General features: G+C 68.5%; 16 protein-coding genes. 14 read left to right on the forward strand and 2 right to left on the reverse strand.

Features of this window, described 5'->3' with window-relative positions; all coding sequences use genetic code 11:
- Window positions 1–2 precede the first annotated feature (2 nt).
- From rplO to DFR50_RS10625, 8 genes are all read left to right on the forward strand, one after another.
- Window positions 3–485, forward strand: a complete 483-nt coding sequence (gene rplO / locus DFR50_RS10590) for a 50S ribosomal protein L15 (RefSeq protein WP_113889177.1) — start codon at window positions 3–5, stop codon at window positions 483–485.
- A gap of 135 nt (window positions 486–620) precedes the next feature.
- The gene (gene secY, locus DFR50_RS10595) at window positions 621–1,955 is read left to right on the forward strand and encodes a preprotein translocase subunit SecY (protein ID WP_113889178.1); all 1,335 of its coding nucleotides are present in this window, start codon (window positions 621–623) and stop codon (window positions 1,953–1,955) included.
- Window positions 1,952–2,554, forward strand: coding sequence for an adenylate kinase (locus tag DFR50_RS10600; protein WP_113889179.1), 603 nt, complete (start codon window positions 1,952–1,954; stop codon window positions 2,552–2,554). The genes secY and DFR50_RS10600 overlap by 4 nt, the downstream gene beginning before the upstream one ends.
- Window positions 2,551–3,597: an enoyl-CoA hydratase/isomerase family protein gene (locus DFR50_RS10605; protein WP_113889180.1), complete on the forward strand. Its 1,047-nt coding sequence runs from the start codon at window positions 2,551–2,553 to the stop codon at window positions 3,595–3,597. The genes DFR50_RS10600 and DFR50_RS10605 overlap by 4 nt, the downstream gene beginning before the upstream one ends.
- The gene (locus tag DFR50_RS10610) at window positions 3,594–4,061 is read left to right on the forward strand and encodes a DUF6163 family protein (RefSeq protein WP_113889181.1); all 468 of its coding nucleotides are present in this window, start codon (window positions 3,594–3,596) and stop codon (window positions 4,059–4,061) included. Before DFR50_RS10605 ends, DFR50_RS10610 begins: the two co-directional genes overlap by 4 nt.
- Before the next feature lie 211 nt (window positions 4,062–4,272).
- Window positions 4,273–4,785 (forward strand): transcriptional regulator LdtR, encoded by a 513-nt coding sequence (gene ldtR, locus DFR50_RS10615; protein WP_113889182.1) that lies wholly within the window; start codon window positions 4,273–4,275, stop codon window positions 4,783–4,785.
- A 220-nt stretch (window positions 4,786–5,005) separates the two neighbouring features.
- A complete protein-coding gene (locus DFR50_RS10620; protein ID WP_245427605.1) occupies window positions 5,006–6,292 on the forward strand; it encodes a L,D-transpeptidase family protein in 1,287 nt (428 codons plus the stop codon).
- 1,226 nt (window positions 6,293–7,518) lie between these two features.
- Window positions 7,519–7,725 carry a sugar phosphorylase gene (locus DFR50_RS10625; protein WP_113889183.1) on the forward strand — a complete coding sequence of 69 codons (207 nt, stop codon included), beginning with the start codon at window positions 7,519–7,521 and terminating at the stop codon, window positions 7,723–7,725.
- Window positions 7,726–7,884: 159 nt separating this feature from the next.
- Here the strand turns inward: DFR50_RS10625 and DFR50_RS10630 are convergent, their stop codons facing one another.
- A complete protein-coding gene (locus DFR50_RS10630) occupies window positions 7,885–9,270 on the reverse strand; it encodes an NAD(P)/FAD-dependent oxidoreductase (protein ID WP_113889184.1) in 1,386 nt (461 codons plus the stop codon).
- Window positions 9,271–9,412: 142 nt separating this feature from the next.
- On the opposite strand from DFR50_RS10630, the gene DFR50_RS10635 reads away from it, so the two are divergent.
- The 6 genes from DFR50_RS10635 to DFR50_RS10665 all read left to right on the forward strand — a co-directional run bounded on the left by DFR50_RS10635 (window position 9,413) and on the right by DFR50_RS10665 (window position 14,032).
- Entirely contained in the window at window positions 9,413–10,012 is a 600-nt protein-coding gene (locus DFR50_RS10635; RefSeq protein ID WP_210208856.1) for an HAD family hydrolase, read from the forward strand.
- Window positions 10,013–10,498: 486 nt separating this feature from the next.
- Window positions 10,499–11,251 carry a sulfite exporter TauE/SafE family protein gene (locus DFR50_RS10645; protein WP_113889186.1) on the forward strand — a complete coding sequence of 251 codons (753 nt, stop codon included), beginning with the start codon at window positions 10,499–10,501 and terminating at the stop codon, window positions 11,249–11,251.
- 120 nt (window positions 11,252–11,371) lie between these two features.
- Window positions 11,372–11,737, forward strand: a complete 366-nt coding sequence (locus DFR50_RS10650) for a DUF2493 domain-containing protein (protein ID WP_170153155.1) — start codon at window positions 11,372–11,374, stop codon at window positions 11,735–11,737.
- Between the two features lie 30 nt (window positions 11,738–11,767).
- On the forward strand, window positions 11,768–12,688 hold the full coding sequence (locus DFR50_RS10655) for an ADP-ribosylglycohydrolase family protein (RefSeq protein WP_113889188.1): 921 nt from the start codon (window positions 11,768–11,770) through the stop codon (window positions 12,686–12,688).
- A 234-nt stretch (window positions 12,689–12,922) separates the two neighbouring features.
- Window positions 12,923–13,579, forward strand: coding sequence for a Crp/Fnr family transcriptional regulator (locus tag DFR50_RS10660; RefSeq protein ID WP_113889189.1), 657 nt, complete (start codon window positions 12,923–12,925; stop codon window positions 13,577–13,579).
- A 147-nt stretch (window positions 13,580–13,726) separates the two neighbouring features.
- Window positions 13,727–14,032: a hypothetical protein gene (locus DFR50_RS10665; protein WP_113889190.1), complete on the forward strand. Its 306-nt coding sequence runs from the start codon at window positions 13,727–13,729 to the stop codon at window positions 14,030–14,032.
- A gap of 383 nt (window positions 14,033–14,415) precedes the next feature.
- On the opposite strand, the gene DFR50_RS10670 is transcribed toward DFR50_RS10665, so the two are convergent.
- On the reverse strand, window positions 14,416–15,018 hold the full coding sequence (locus DFR50_RS10670; protein WP_113889191.1) for an ActR/PrrA/RegA family redox response regulator transcription factor: 603 nt from the start codon (window positions 15,016–15,018) through the stop codon (window positions 14,416–14,418).
- Window positions 15,019–15,168 lie beyond the last annotated feature (150 nt).

Here is a 15,168-nt window from a genome sequence, read left to right on the forward strand (position 1 = left end):
CGATGAAACTCAACGACATCAAGGACAATCCCGGCTCGACCAAGGCCCGCATCCGCGTCGGTCGCGGCATCGGCTCGGGCAAGGGCAAGCAGGCCGGCCGCGGCGGCAAGGGTCAGACCGCGCGCTCGGGTGTGCGCATCAAGGGTTTCGAGGGCGGCCAGATGCCGCTGCATCGGCGCCTGCCGAAGCGCGGCTTCACCCCGCCGAATCGACTGGTCTACAACGAGGTCAACCTCGGCCGGATTCAGAGCGCGATCGACGCCGGCAAGCTCGATATCGCCGAGACCATCACCGCCGAGGCTTTGCTCAAGGCCGGAGTTGTCACCCATCCGCGCGACGGGGTGAAGATTCTGGGCTCCGGCGAACTGAAGGCGAAGGCCAATTTCGAGGTCGACGCGGCCTCGAAGAGCGCGGTCGCGGCCATCGAGAAGGCCGGCGGCACGCTCAAGATCCCGCAGGCGGAGGCCGCGCCGGCCGCGCCCTGACGGCTGCGACCGGTCTGGCCATGGCGCGCCGGGCATTCCTATGATAGGGGCGTTGCCGCTGCGCGGGCTTCCGCGCAGCGGGAACGTCGTTTGTTCACACCTTGCGCCCTTCGAGGGCGCTGCCTGGAGAGCGCAATGGCGTCGGCCGCCGAACAGCTCGCAGCCAATATCAACTGGTCAGCCTTCTCCAAGGCCGATGAACTCAAAAAGCGCATCTGGTTCACCCTAGGCGCGCTCGTCATCTTCCGGCTCGGGACGTACATCCCTCTGCCCGGAATTGATTCGGACGCGTTTCAGACCGCGTTCCTCGGTCAGAAGCAGGGCGTGCTCGACATGTTCAACATGTTCTCGGGCGGCGCCGTGCAGCGCATGGCGGTGTTCGCGCTCAACATCATGCCCTACATCTCGGCCTCGATCATTATTCAGCTGTTGAGTTCCGTGGTGCCCTCGCTGGAGGCGATCAAGAAAGAGGGCGAGCAGGGGCGCAAGGTCCTCAATCAGTACACCCGATATCTGACCGTCGCGCTGGCGTTGTTCCAGGCCTACGGCATCGCGATCGGGCTCGAGGCGCGAACGGGCGTGGTGAGCGACCCTGGAATCCTGTTCCGCGTCTCGACCGTCGTGACTCTCACGGGCGGCACGATGTTTCTCGTGTGGCTCGGTGAGCAGATCACGGCGCGTGGCGTGGGCAACGGCTCGTCGCTGATCATTTTCGCCGGCATCGTCGCCCGGCTCCCGCAGGCGGTCGTGCAATTGTTCGAGCTCGGCCGGCAGGGGTCGATCTCGACCGGCCTCGTGCTCGCCGTCGTGGTGATGGTGTTCGTCGTCGTCGCCTTCATCGTGTTCATGGAGCGGGCGCAGCGACGGGTGCCGATCACCTATCCGCGCCGACAGGTCGGCAACAAGATGTACGAGGGGCAGAGCTCGTTCCTGCCGCTCAAGCTCAACACCGCGGGCGTCATTCCGCCGATTTTCGCCTCTTCGCTACTGCTGCTGCCCACGACGGTGGCGAACTTCGCGCAAGGGACGACGAGTTCGGGCATCTTCACCACGATCAACGCCCTGCTCGGGCGCGGCAGCGCGCTCTACCTCACCCTCTATGTCGCGCTGATCGTGTTCTTCGCCTTCTTCTACACCGCGACGGTCTTCAACCCGGCCGACACCGCCGAGAACCTCAAGAAGCACGGCGGCTTCGTCCCGGGCGTGCGGCCAGGCGAGCGCACCGCGCAATACATCGATTACATCCTCACCCGCATCACGGTGCTCGGCGCGGGCTATCTCGCCTTGATCTGCCTGTTACCCGAATGGTTGATTTCCTATGCGTCGCTGCCGTTCTATTTCGGAGGCACGTCGCTGCTGATCGTCGTGAACGTGACGATGGATACGGTTGCGCAGATTCACGGGCACCTGCAGGCGCATCAATACGAAGGGCTGATCCGCAGGGCCAGACTGAAGGGACGGAAGCGATGAGGTTGATTCTGCTCGGGCCGCCCGGCGCCGGCAAAGGCACGCAGGCTGCCCGGCTCGTGCAGAAGTACGGCATTCCGCAGCTTTCGACCGGCGACATGCTGCGCGCGGCGGTTGCGGCGGGAACGCCGATCGGCCTCAAGGCCAGGGACGTGATGGAGTCCGGCGGGCTGGTCTCCGACGAGATCGTGGTCGGGATCATCGCAGACCGGATCGGCGAGCCCGACGCCAGGAACGGCTTCATTCTCGACGGATTTCCCCGCACGGTCAAACAGGCCGAGGCGCTCGACGCCATGCTCGCGGCCAAGGGGCTCAAGCTCGACGCCGCGATCGAGCTGACCGTCGACGCCGGCAAGCTCGTCGACCGCATCGTCAACCGAGCCGCCGAAGCCAGGGCCGCCGGACAGCCGGTGCGCAAGGACGACGACCCCGACGTGTTCAAGTCGCGTCTGGCGGCCTATGAGCACGACACGGCCGCGGTGACGCCGGTCTATCGCCGGCTCGGCCTGCTGCGCGGGGTCGACGGCATGGCCCCGATCGATGCGGTGACGGCGGCCATCGACGCGGTTCTGAAAGACGTCGCGGCAGCGTCAGCGTCGTGAGCGGAGACGCCGAGGCGCTGACCGAGCGGCGCGGGGCGGCGGGAGTCGTCGTCCTCAACCGGCCCAAGGCGCTGAACGCTCTGACGCTGACAATGGTTCGGCGGATCGCCGCGGCGCTGGACGCGTGGGAGGACGACCCCCTCGTCACCCGGGTCGTGATCACCGGCGCCGGCGACAAGGCGTTCTGCGCCGGCGGCGACATCCGGCGCCTCTATGAACTGGGAAGAGCCGGGGACCACGCCGGCCAACTAACGTTCTGGCGCGAGGAATACCAGCTCAACGCGCGGATCCGGACCTATCCGAAACCCGTCGTCGCGCTGATCGACGGCATCGTCATGGGCGGGGGCGTCGGCGTCTCGATCAACGCCCGGCACCGGGTTGCCGGAGGGCGCTTCTCCTTCGCTATGCCGGAGGTTGGCATCGGGTTCTTCCCCGACGTCGGCGGAACCTTCTTTCTGCCGCGCCTTTCGCACCGGGCGGGCGTCTATCTCGCCCTGACCGGCTTGCGCGCCGACGCCGGCGACGCGCTCGCTTTTGGGCTCGCCGAGATGTTCGCGCCGAGCGCCGCGATGGGCCCGCTCGCCGCCGCGCTCGAGAGCCCCGACGACGTCGGCGCGACCCTCGCCCGCTTCGCTTCGCCGCCGCCGCAATCGGCGCTGATGGACGAAGCGGACGGCCTCGAGGCATGCTTCGCCCCGGACAGTCGCGAGGCGATCGTGGCTGCGCTCGAGGCGGCCGAGCGGCGCGGCCTCGCCTTCGCCGCGCCGGCGCGCGCCGCCATGCTCGCCAAATCGCCGACGAGCCAGGCGATCGCCCTTCGTCAGATGGCGCTCGGGGCCACGGTCGATTTCGACGAGGCGCTCAGGGTCGAGTTCCGCATCGTGTCGCGGCTTTGCCGCGGCCATGATTTCTACGAGGGCGTGCGGGCGCTGATTGTCGACAAGGACAACCGCCCGATGTGGAGCCCGCGGCCTTCGGCTGCGGAATTGGACGGCTATTTCGCACCGCTCGGCGACGACGAGCTGACGTTGCCGAACCGATGACCTATCGTCTGCGCCAGAGCCGGGACGGCGGGATCGAACTGGTCGACGGTTTGCCTGCCCGCGTTCCCGACGGAAAGATCAGCTCCGTGATCGAGGCGGTCGGCTGGCGGACCGTCCTCCTCTGGTACATGCGGACGCTCGCGTGGGTGTGGGTGGCGAAAGGGCTATTCAACTGGGCGATCATCCTCGGCGTGTTCCCGGCCCGCGAGTTCACGACCATGAGCCTCGCCCTTCAGGCGACCGTGGTGGCGTTCGCCGGTTTCGACCTTCTGGCCGCGGTCGGCCTCTGGCTCGCCGCGCCCTGGGGCGGCGCCATCTGGCTCCTGTGCGCCATGGTCGAGGCCGCTTCGCCGGTGCTGAGCCCGAGGTCGGCGCTGATCGGCTATTTCGCCGCCGCGATCAACGTCGTCCTGGTCACCGGTTATTTCCTTTTGAGCTGGCTCGCGGCGCGCGAGCGGGACTGAAGCAAGCGACGTGCATGGTGATTGGGGCGGGCGCGCCGCTCGCTTCGCCATGACGGACGCGGACCCCGTTCAGCTCTCTTTTACCAGCCGGCGAAAACCTTCGATTCATCGTAATTCTTAGTCGCGTCTTCAGGACCCGCCGCTACAGTCGGACCCACTGGGGTGGACCGAATTCAACTTCGGCTACAGGAAGACGAGCGGGCGAGCGACCATGTTGAACGCAACCAGGACTCAAGACGTCGCCGGGGCTGACGAGCAGGAACTTCCAGTCGCCAGCCTTTACTTGGAGACGTTGACGATGGTCGAGCGGCTGCACCGCCGCCTGCTCGACGTCATCAAGGACGAGCTGGACCGTCGCAACCGTTCCGACGTCAACGCCGTCCAGGCGCTGCTGCTCTACAACATCGGCGACAAGGAGCTGACCGCCGGCGAATTGCGGACCAAAGGCTACTATCTCGGGTCGAACGTATCCTACAACGTCAAGAAGCTGGTCGAGCAGGGCTTCCTTCACCACGCGCGCTCGCGCATCGACCGTCGCGCGGTTCGGATCAGCCTGACCGACAAGGGGAAGGACGTTCACCGCCTCGTCGCCGGGGTCTACGCCAAGCACGCCCGAACCATCGAGCAGATCGGCGGCGTCGGCGGCGGCGAACTGGCGCGGGTCAATGTGTCCCTGGCCAGGCTCGAGCGCTATTGGGTCGACCAGATCAAGTATCGGCTGTGATAATCCATTGTTAACCTCGTTCTCGATCGGCCGTGGGGGCGTTCGATCTCGAACGCCCCCTTTGCGCATCATCGTCGATGCGGCCTTAAAATCGCCAGACTGAAACCTATTTTTGCGCCCATACCCATCGTCAACTCGGCGAGGCGCGGCGTGTCGCAATCGGTGCAGGCGTCGCCCCGACGACGCGGGACGGTCCTTGGTTCCTGGGAGCTTGAAGCTGATGCGTGACACGAACGTCTCGCGGTCCTCGCGCCGCCTTCTGCTCGGCGCGGCCATGGGCGCGCTGGCGCTGGCGGGCCTGATTCCGCTCGCCGCGCGGGCCGCGGACGCCGACGGGCAGGCCGAATGGCCGCAAAGCTACGAGGCCTCGCCGCGCATGGCGATCGAGCGCGAATCGACGCCGATCCTGTCCGCGGCGACCGTCGACGCGACGCAGGCGGCGATCCAGAAATATCAGGACATCGTCACCCGCGGCGGCTGGAGCGCCGTGCCGCCCGGGGCGGACCTTCGGATCGGCTCCAAGGGGGCGCGGGTCCAGGCCCTGCGCCTGCGCCTGGTCGCCTCCGGCGACCTCGATGCGGAAGCCGGCGCGGGACCGGTGTACGATTCCTTCGTCGAGGCCGCCGTCAAGCGCTTCCAGGCCCGCCACGGCCTCAGCCAGACCGGCGCGGTCGGCGAGGGCACGATCGCCGAACTGAACGTGTCCGCCGCGGCCCGCCTGCAGCAGCTCGAAACCAACATCGTGCGTCTCAAGACCTTTTCCGGCGATCTCGGCCAGCGCTACGTGGTGGCCAATATCCCGGCGGCCGAGGTCGAGACGGTCGAGAACGGCGTCGTCTATTCGCACCACGCCGCCGGCGTCGGCAAGATCGACCGCCAGTCGCCGATCATGCAGACGCGCGCGACCGAGATCAACTTCAACCCGTTCTGGACCGTGCCGCCGTCGCTGATCAAGAAGGACCTCATCCCCAAGATGAAGGCCGACCCGAACTATCTGACCGACGAGAAAATCCGCATCTTCAACGGCAAGGGCGAAGAGGTGTCGCCGACCTCGATCAACTGGAACACCGAAGAGGCGACCCATTTCAAGTACCGCCAGGACACCGGCGCCGACCTCAATTCGCTCGGGATCGTGCGCATCAACATCCCGAACCCCTATGGCGTCTACATGCACGACACGCCGTCGAAGGGCATTTTCGGCGACGACTTCCGCTTCGTTTCGTCCGGCTGCATCCGGGTGCAGGACGTGCGCGACTACGTGGCGTGGCTGCTCAAGGACAATCCGGGCTGGGGGCGCGACCAGATCGACGAGGTCATCCGCAGCGGGCAGCGCCTGGACGTCAAGCTGACGCAGCCCGTCAACGTCTACTGGGTGTACATCACCGCCTGGGCGACGCCCGACGGCGTCGTCCAGTTCCGCCCGGACGTCTACCAGCGCGACGGCTCCGGCCCCGGCCCGCTCGCTTCGGCCGTCCCGGCGCAGCCGATGGCGATCCCGCAGGAGTGAGGCGGGTTTTCTCCGGCGGTTGGTTCCGCCCTTGACGGAGATCAAACCGCTGCCGGAGAGAATCTGCCAGGGGTGAGGCGTCAGAACGGGCGCGGACGTGGTTTGTCCCCCCTTTGTTGGAAAGTGCGGGCCGGCGCGGCGAAACGCGTCGGCCCGACTTGCTTTCGGGCGGGGCGAGCCCGGACCGGCGTCCGGGTCGAGCCGGTTTTGAGGCTTTTCAGAGGTTTGCGCCGGAATTTCCGGGCGAATGTCACGGCCGACTCCGTCATGGCGGGGCGTGAAGCACGACGCGGCGGTCCAGAGCCGCAATGGCGGCCCAGCGGCCCCTGGATCGCGTCGCTTCGCTCGCGATGACGACGCGTTTCGGCGCCCGCGCGGGTCGTCACGGGCGGCGGCCTGCTTTGACGGCTCCGGTCCACGTCCGCCTGTCGCCCGACACCGCGCGATCTCCGAGCCGGTTTCCAGCGTTTTCAAAGGTTTGCGCCGGAAGTTGCGGGCCGCGGGCGGCCGTTTGACGGCGACCGCGAGGGCGGCGCTCGTCATCGCGAGCGAAGTGTGGCGATCCAGAGCCGCTGCGCTTGTGCTTGCGGCCTCTGGACGGGCGCGTCGCCCCTGACGCGGCTCGCCGTTCGATCCGCTCGCCCGATCGATTGTTCGGGTCGCGCCGGCGCTCTCCGATCGGAACAGCAGGCCACGGCGTCCTCCCGCGAGGCGCCCGCGCGCTGGAGGGCCCGCGGAGGGACGATCGGTCGACAGCGCCAGTCTTCGCATCGGAATATCAAAACACAGACCAAACGGTTTGGCAAGAAAAATTCTCTTATTCCGAAGTTGAAGCCGGCGCGATCCCCACGACGGCCCCGCTCTTCCGCTTGCGCCGGGGGTTGACCGGGACCCTGACGCCCCTTGCGAGGCGGAGGGTTACGACGCCGTCGAGGCCCGCGCCTCGCCGCATGGATCGGGACCGGAAACACCGCGTCATGGCCGGGACGAGCCCGGCCATGACGGAGACGAGGACGCCTGCATTGTCGGGCGTCGAGCGCGAGACCCCGGCTGGACGTCACGGCTGGCGTCGGCGTCCTCGACTCCTGGATCGCCACGTCCCCTCGGATCAAGGTCCGGCGTCCCTCGCGATGACGAGACTGGCGGCGCCGTCATCGCCTGGTCCGCAAAGCTCGACAAGGAACCCCCGGTCGTGGCCGCCGTTCTTCCGGGATAGGAGGCCGGTCATGACGCTCGCCGAATTGTTCGAGGCCGTGAAGGATCTGCCGCCGGAGACCCCGGTCTGCGTCGCCGAAATCGACGAAGCGGCCGGCGCCAACGTCGACGGCGTCGAAGTCGTGCGCGACGCGAAGCTCGAGAGCGACGCCGCCGACGCGACCGAGGCTGTGGAATTCGGCGCCGGGGCGGACACGGTCGTCGTGCTGCGGTGGTGAAAGCGCTTTTTCACCACCAAGGACACGAAGGGGCACGAAGGCTTGGTGTTTCTTGATGGCGGCGGAGGGGCCGCGGCGTCCGGCCCCGCTGTTTCACCACGAAGGACACGAAGGGGCACGAAGACTTCGTGCTTCTTTGTGTCCTTCGTGGTGATCGCCTCAGACGCCCGGCCCTCGGTCGCGCCGCAAGATGATCCGTGCGCCGCGCTGGTCGGTCAGATAAATCCACGCCCAGCTCGCGGCGACGAAGAGGCGCGAGCGCAGGCCGATGAGAAAGTAGATGTGGACGACGCTCCAGAACAGCCAGCCGAGGAAGCCGGTCAGGCGCAGGCGTCCGACGCTGGCGATCGCCGCATTGCGGCCGATGGTGGCGAGGGCGCCGTAGTCGCGGTAGCGGAACGGGCCGGGCGCCGGCCGTCCCTGCACGCGGGCGCGGATCGTTCGCCCAGCGTGGCGCCCCATCTGCTTGGCCGCGGCGGCGAGGCCCGGCGTCTCAATCCCGGCGGCGTCGCGGACGGCGGCCGTGTCGCCGACGACGAACACGTTCGGCCGTCCGGCGAGCGACAGATCGGGCTCGACCGAAACGCGTCCGCTGCGATCGCCCTGCGCGCCGATCCAGGCGGCGGCGGGCGAGGCGCGGACGCCGGCGGCCCAGAGGATCGCGCCGCCGGCCTCGATCCGCGCGCCGTCGACGACGAGGGCGTCCTCGTCGATCGCCTCGACCGCGGCGCCGGTGCGGACTTCGACGCCCATGCGCTCGAGGCGGCGGACGGCGTCGCTTGCGAGCGTCTCGGGGAACGCGGGCAGCAGCCTCGGTCCGGCCTCGACCAGCAGGATGCGCGCGCTCGCCGGCCTCGAACGCTGGAATTCCCCCGGCAGCGTGCGGTGGGCGAGTTCCGCGAGCGCGCCGGCGAGTTCGACTCCGGTCGGCCCGCCGCCGACGATGGCGAAGGTGAGCAGCCGGCGACGTTGCTCGTCCGTCTGCGCGGTCTCGGCGCGCTCGAAGGCGGTCAGGACCCGCCCGCGGACCCGTAACGCGTCGTCGACGGTCTTGAGGCTCGGCGCGAACTTTTCCCAGGCCTCGTGGCCGAAATAGGAATGGGTCGAGCCGGTTGCGAGCACCAGCCAGTCGAAGGCGAGTTCGCCCGCGGTCGAGCGGACGAGTCCGCGGTCGAGGTCGACGCCGTAGACCCTGGCCATCAGCACGGTCGCGTTGCGCTGCCGGGAGAGGATGTGGCGGATCGGCCAGGCGATGTCGGCAGTCGACAGCGCCGCGGTGGCGGCCTGGTAGAGCAGGGGTTGGAAGCAATGATGGTTCTGCTCGTCGAGGAGGAGGACCTCGACCGCGGCGCCGTCCAGCGCCTGCGCGGCCGAGAGGCCGCCGAAACCGCCGCCGACGATGACGACGCGGGGATGGCGCGCGGGGTCGGCGGCGGCGCCGCTGCGGGCTGCGTCGGCCTGCGGCGGGGCGATTCCGCCGCCGCCGGCGCGGCCTTCGCTGTCGCTACGCGTCCGATCCGGCGCAGGGGCGGGAGTTAACGGCATTGTATGGTCTCCACGCGACAGTCAACGCCCGGCCGGGGCCGGCGTTCGTTCGGGGGCAGGCGACGGGGCGCGGTCGCCAAGCGCTTGCGCAGCGTCCGGCGACGGCGTTTGTCTGTTCAGGATCTTGGTCGGGAGATTCGGCGTGATCGTGGTGTTCGACATCGGCAACGTTCTGCTGCGCTGGGACCCGCGCAATCTCTACCGAACGGTGTTTGCAGACGAAGCGCGGATGGAGCGGTTCCTGGCGACGGCGCTCTCCGGCGACTTCATCCTGCAGACCGACGTCGACCCGGACTTTTCCGCCGCGGTCGAGGCGCGGGCCCAGGCCTTCCCCGAATTCGCCGAGGAGGTTCGGCTCTACGATTCGCGCTGGGTCGAGACGCTCGCCGGGCCGATCGAGGAGAACGTCGCGCTCCTGCGCCGCCTGCGCGCCGCCGGCCGGCCGGTCCATGCGCTCAGCAATTTCTCGACCGCGAAATTCGCGATCAGCGAGGGCCTGCACGATTTCCTGCGCGCGTTCGACACCCGCATCGTCTCCGGCCACGTCGGCGTCGCCAAGCCCGACCGGCGGATCTACGAGATTCTGGTCGAGCGGGTGGGCCGCAAGCCGCGCGAACTCCTGTTCATCGACGATTCGCTCGCCAACATCCGCGCCGCCGAGGCGCTCGGCATCGCGACGATCCACTACACGCCGGGCGTGGACCTCGAGGCGGAACTGAAGGCGAGGGGCGTGGCGGCGTGAGCGTCTTCACGGCTGAAACGCGTCCTCGCCGTCGCGCATGCGACGAATCAGGTCGACCGCATTGCCTCCGACCCGCGGTCGGCGTCTGGCGCGTTCGACGATGCTGGTGACGAGTTCGTGACTCGGCTGACGCAAGCGCGGCGAGGGACGTCCGGTTGGCACGGCCCTCGGCTGCAATTCGACGATCGGCTCGTTGCCGCTTTGCTCTTCGGAAGACGCGCCCATTCGGGACTCGGCTGAATTCTGGCGACGATGGCCGGAATAGCGCCCGGTCAGCTCGTGAACAAGGGTCGATCGCCCGCCATCGCCGGATGCCGTCGAATACGTTCGGCGCGCCCCCGCGGCCCTGTCGGCGTCGTGCGCAGGGCGGCGGCGAAAGCGGGCGCGGCGGTTGCTTGGGGGTCGTCCGGGACCGGCCAAGCGCGGGACGCCTGCGCACCGCTGTACGGCATTGCCTCGGGACGGCGTCCCGCGCGACAAGGGCCCATGCCCGCTCCGTCCCTGTCGCTCGCCCTGGTCGTCGCCGCTACGTTCTTTGTCGCCGGCGTGGTCAAGGGCGTGACCGGCATGGGGCTGCCGACGGTCGCCATGGGCGCGCTCGGCGCGCTCCTGTCGCCGCTCGTCGCGGCGAACCTTCTGATCGTTCCGGCCTTCGTCACCAACGTCTGGCAGCTGTTCGCCGGGCCGGGCTTCCTGCCGCTGATCCGCCGGCTGTGGCCGATGCTGGCTTCGATCGTCGCGGGCACATGGGCCGGCGCCTCGCTCCTGACCGGCGGGAACCCCCGGCTCACGACCGCGGCGCTCGGCGCGACGCTCGCGGTCTACGCCCTCTATGCGCTGGTTGCGCGGCCTCTGAGCCTGCCGGCGCGGCTCGAGCCTTGGCTCGGGCCGCTGGTCGGCGCCGCGACCGGGATGGTCACCGGCGCAACCGGGGTGTTCGTCATTCCCGCCGTGCCCTATCTGCAGTCGCTCGGGTTCGACAAGGAGGATCTCGTCCAGGCGCTCGGCCTGTCGTTCACCGTCTCGACGGTCGCGCTCGCGGCGGGCCTCGCCGCGCACGGCGCTTTCCGTCTCGACAATCTCGCGCCGTCGTCGCTGGCGCTGGTTCCGGCGCTCCTCGGCATGGCGGCGGGGCAGGTCGTCCGCCGCAGGGTGAGCCCGACCACGTTCCGCCGCTGGTTCCTGATCGGCCTCGTGATCCTCGGCGCCGAGATGCTGCTGAGGCCGCTCCTCGGGTAAGGGCGGAACCGTTCGCGCGGCGATATGCCGCCTTGCCCGCGGGCGCCCGACGACGGAAGGAAGCGGAGCCGGCCAGCGGCCGTTCGCGGTTCTGTTTGGCGCGCAAGAGGAGTCGAGCCGATGCGAGTCCTGGTCTGTGGCGGTCGGGATGTCGAGGACGTCGAGTATGTCGAGAAGACGCTCGATCGCCTGCGCGTCGCCCGCGGACCGTTCGAGCGGCTCCTTCACGGCGACGCGCGCGGCGTCGATCGCATCGCCGGCAAGTGGGCGCGCGACCACGGCGTTCTCGAATGGGACTTCCTGCCGGAGTGGCACCGGGTCGACGCGGAGGACGGTCTCAGCCGCAATCAGCGGATGATCGAGGTCGGCAGTCCCGACGTCGTCGTCGCCTTCCCGGGCGGCGTCGGCACCGAGCACATGGTCGCGCTCGCCAAAGCCGCGCACATCGAGGTGATCGAGGTTCCCCCGCCGCCGCGCTCCAGCTAAGCTTGGCGCAGACCAGACGGAGGGACGCGGATGGCGCTCACGCCTTCGGCCGAGGCGGGGCGCCGCGATCGGGCGCTCGGCGCCTTCATTGGGCTCGCGGTCGGCGACGCGCTCGGCACGACGATCGAGTTCAGCCTGCGCGACACCGTTCCTCCGGTCGCGGACATGGTCGGGGGCGGCCCGTTCCGGCTGAAGCCCGGCGAGTGGACCGACGACACCTCGATGGCGCTCTGCCTCGCCGACAGCCTGGTCGCGGGCGGCGGCGAGCTCGTCGCCGCCGACCTCGCCCAGCGCTTCGTGCGCTGGTGGAAAGAGGGCGAGAACAGCGTCACGGGACGCTGCTTCGATATCGGCGCCGCCACCCGCGCTTCGCTCGCCGCGTTCGTGCGCACGAAGACCCCGCGCGGCGGCGACGATCCCCATTCGGCCGGCAACGGCGGCATCATGCGCCTCGCGCCCGTCGCGCTCGCCGCCGCGGGCGATCCGCGCAAGGCCGCCGCGCTGGCGCGCGCCCAATCCGAGGTCACCCACGCCGCGCCCGAATGTCTCGACGCGGCCGAAGCGCTGGCGCTGGTGCTGGCCGCCGGGATCGCCGGCGAGGGCAAGGGCGCGCTCGACGCCGCCGCGGGCGCGGCGTTCTCGGCGGCGAAGGTCAGGGCGATCGCCGCGGGCTCGTGGCGCGGCAAGAGACGGGCGACGATCCGCTCGAGCGGTTACGTGATCGATACGCTCGAGGCGGCGTTGTGGGCGGTCTCCGAGTCGGACACGTTCGAGGCCGCCGTTCTCCTGGCGGTGAACCTCGGCGACGACGCCGACACGGTCGGCGCGGTCGCCGGGCAGATCGCCGGCGCCGTCTGGGGCCTCGACGCCATCCCGGAGCGCTGGCGGCGGCAGATCGCCTGGCGTAAGCGGTTGCTCGCGACGGCCGAGGCGCTGTGGGACGCGACCTAGCGGCGCCCGGCCTGGCGTTGCGACGAGGCGGGGCGCGCTTGCGTCGATACGCTCGGACAAGACCGATTGCCGGAGCGCGCCGCGCGGCGCGCAGGCTCGCTCCGACCTTCGGTTCCGCCGCAAAGGCCGGCCCGCAGCGCCGGGGCCGACGAGCGGCGCGCGTCGTCATGATCGCGCTTGGCGGGGTGGGCGCACGGGATTACCATTCGGTTGAGTTCAATCGGGAATCTGTCCATGGCGAGAAAAGCCAAGAGCGCATCGTTCGATCCGGACGTGTTTCTGGCGAGCGTCAACCACGGACGGTCCGCGTCGGAGGTTCGCGCAGGGCATGTCATTTTCACGCAGGGCGATCCGGCGGACGCGGTCTTTTACATCCTGCGCGGGCAGATCAAGCTGGCCGTGACCTCCGGGCAGGGGCGGGAAGCGGTCGTGGGCCTTCTCGGCGACAGGGACTTCTTCGGCGAGGGCTGCCTGATTGCCCAGCCCGTGCGGCTGGCGACCGCCATCGCCATGACCGCCGCTTCCGTCCTGCGCATCGAAAAGACCGAGATGATCCGCGTCCTTCACGCCGAACCGGCTTTCGCCGAAGTGTTCACGGCTCACCTGCTGACGCGCAACAGTCGCATCGAGGCGGACCTCGTGGACCACCTGTTCAACTCCAGCGAAAAACGCCTCGCCCGCGCGCTGCTGCTGCTGGCCAATTTCGGCAAGGAGGGAAAGCCCGAGCCGATCACCGCCAGGATCAGTCAGGAGACGCTGGCGGAGATGATCGGCACCACCCGGCCCCGGGTGAGCTACTTCATGAACAAGTTCAGGAAGCTCGGCTTCATCGACTACAATGGCGAACTCAAAGTCAACAGCGCTCTGTTGAGCGTCGTTCTGCGCGATTAGCCCGCCCTTCGCGCCGCCGGCATTTTTTGCCGGATGGTCAATATTGAACAGCGGACGTCGCCGCGGATTGTTAACGATCGCGAGGGCGGGCCTCGCCGTGGCCAGGCCAGACCATCCGGTGTCGATTCGAGCCGCGGGAGGGACGTCGTGACGGACAGCAAGACCGACAGCAGAGACGACTTTCCGGCTCAGCGCTCCCGCCAGTCGAGCGAACGCGTCCGCGACGCTTCGGCGGCCGACCGGCTGGAGCAATATCGCCTTCGCTTCCTGGGCGGCGGCAACGCTCGACCGCCGAAGGCCATGAAAGACATCAAGCTCGACGCCTCGGGCGCGCCGGACGCGATCCGCCGGGCCTTCGATTTCGCCTGGCCGCCGAGCGCAGTCGAACTGCTCCTCCTCGACCACAAGGGTCGGGTGGTGTTCGGCCGGGTGAAGGGCTCGTCGGAGCGTTGAGTCCGGTCGACCGGGCGGGGGCGTGGATCGGCCGGCGACCAAACCGGGCCGGCGCGCCGCCGACAGCGACCACGACGCCGTCCGGGGGCGCTCGCCTCGCCCGCGGCGGAGCGCGCGCTCGCCAGCGTCGTCCTTCTGCCGCCGCAGCTTGCGGCCCTGTTCATGGGCGAGGAGTGGGGGCCGAGCAGCCGTTCCTGTTCTTTCGCGATTTTTTCGGCGACCTCGCGACGGCGGTGCGGGAGGCGCGGCGCCGGCGGTTTTCCCATTCGGGGCCTGGCGGCTTTCCCATTCAGGGCCTGGCGGCGCCGAGTTTCCGCTTGCCGGGCGCGTCGGTCGTCAGCCGGAATCGACCCGGCGAGGAGCGTTGGGTCCTTCGGTCTGGCTTATCTGGGCGCGCGCTTGGAGAGAACGCGCTGAAGGGTTCGCCTGTGCATGTCGAGTTGCCGCGCCGTCTCGGACAGGTTGCGCTCGCAGGCTTCGTAAATGCGCTGGATGTGCTCCCAGCGAACGCGGTCGGCCGACAGGGGCGTTTCATGCTGCGACGGCGGATCGAGCCGACCAGCCATCAGAGCGATGACCACCTCCTCGGCGCTCGCCGGTTTGGAGAGGTAGTCGAAAGCGCCGATCTTCATCGCCATGACCGCGGTGGCGATCGAGCCGTAGTCGGTTACGATCACGCCGCGCGCGTCCGCGCGCTCGGCCGTCAGCGCCTGAATCACATCGAAACCGTTTCCGTCGCCGAACCTGAGGTCGACGACAGCGAAGGCGGGCGGAGCCATCCTGATCGCTTCCAGCGCGCCAGCGACGCTCATTGCCGTCCGAACCGTAAACCCACGTAAGGAAAGGGCCGCCGCGAGCCGGTTGGAAAATAAGCTGTCCCTATCGACGACAAGAAGCGACCTGTCGAAATCGTCCAGACTCCCAATTCCGTTGGGCGCCGAAGCGATGCTTTGTCGGCTGATCCATTGTTCTACCCCAAAGGGCATAATCGCTCTCCTGCCTGAGATTGGCAGCGTAAATTATCTCTCAGTCTCCGAGCTGTGAAAATTTAGAGACCGGTGATCAATAATATATGACTATCCTTGATATGCTGCAAGCTGAATTCGTCACGAGCAAGGTATTTACGACACAAAAAC

This window comes from Roseiarcus fermentans, assembly GCF_003315135.1.
Lineage (GTDB): Bacteria > Pseudomonadota > Alphaproteobacteria > Rhizobiales > Beijerinckiaceae > Roseiarcus > Roseiarcus fermentans.

Excerpts from the sequence above, each read along its gene's own strand:
- rplO (WP_113889177.1), top strand. The coding sequence starts at position 3 with ATGAAACTCAACGACATCAAGGACAATCCCGGCTCGACCAAGGCCCGC.
- secY (WP_113889178.1), top strand. The coding sequence starts at position 621 with ATGGCGTCGGCCGCCGAACAGCTCGCAGCCAATATCAACTGGTCAGCC.
- DFR50_RS10600 (WP_113889179.1), top strand. The coding sequence starts at position 1,952 with ATGAGGTTGATTCTGCTCGGGCCGCCCGGCGCCGGCAAAGGCACGCAG.
- DFR50_RS10610 (WP_113889181.1), top strand. The coding sequence starts at position 3,594 with ATGACCTATCGTCTGCGCCAGAGCCGGGACGGCGGGATCGAACTGGTC.
- ldtR (WP_113889182.1), top strand. The coding sequence starts at position 4,273 with ATGTTGAACGCAACCAGGACTCAAGACGTCGCCGGGGCTGACGAGCAG.
- DFR50_RS10620 (WP_245427605.1), top strand. The coding sequence starts at position 5,006 with ATGCGTGACACGAACGTCTCGCGGTCCTCGCGCCGCCTTCTGCTCGGC.
- DFR50_RS10625 (WP_113889183.1), top strand. The coding sequence starts at position 7,519 with ATGACGCTCGCCGAATTGTTCGAGGCCGTGAAGGATCTGCCGCCGGAG.
- DFR50_RS10630 (WP_113889184.1), bottom strand. The coding sequence starts at position 9,270 with ATGCCGTTAACTCCCGCCCCTGCGCCGGATCGGACGCGTAGCGACAGC.
- DFR50_RS10645 (WP_113889186.1), top strand. The coding sequence starts at position 10,499 with ATGCCCGCTCCGTCCCTGTCGCTCGCCCTGGTCGTCGCCGCTACGTTC.
- DFR50_RS10650 (WP_170153155.1), top strand. The coding sequence starts at position 11,372 with ATGCGAGTCCTGGTCTGTGGCGGTCGGGATGTCGAGGACGTCGAGTAT.
- DFR50_RS10655 (WP_113889188.1), top strand. The coding sequence starts at position 11,768 with ATGGCGCTCACGCCTTCGGCCGAGGCGGGGCGCCGCGATCGGGCGCTC.
- DFR50_RS10660 (WP_113889189.1), top strand. The coding sequence starts at position 12,923 with ATGGCGAGAAAAGCCAAGAGCGCATCGTTCGATCCGGACGTGTTTCTG.
- DFR50_RS10670 (WP_113889191.1), bottom strand. The coding sequence starts at position 15,018 with ATGCCCTTTGGGGTAGAACAATGGATCAGCCGACAAAGCATCGCTTCG.